Consider the following 263-nt stretch of genomic DNA (forward strand, 5'->3'; position numbering starts at 1 on the left):
TGAGGATTTCTTGGATTTGCAGTGATTCTTGCAGTTAAATCTCCTTTTTCTACAACTTGAACAGTAGAAACTGATTCTTTTACAGCTTGGTTATCTTGTTCTAAACCTTGTTTAGTCATAAGGATGTTTTCATTGATGGCTTTTGAGATTTGACCAAACTCATCATTGGTTTTTATATTAATTGTAGAGACATTCTTTGTTTTATGATTGATAAAATCAAAGAAGGCATTAAGACCGTTTTGGATGGTGGTGAGTGGGGAGAG

General features: G+C 33.8%; 1 pseudogene. It reads right to left on the minus strand.

Annotated features, from left to right (window positions below):
- A pseudogene (locus H2277_RS09260) lies at positions 1-263 on the minus strand (chemotaxis protein); the annotation flags it as partial.

The organism is Campylobacter sp. W0014 (assembly GCF_020135975.1).
GTDB lineage: Bacteria > Campylobacterota > Campylobacteria > Campylobacterales > Campylobacteraceae > Campylobacter_D.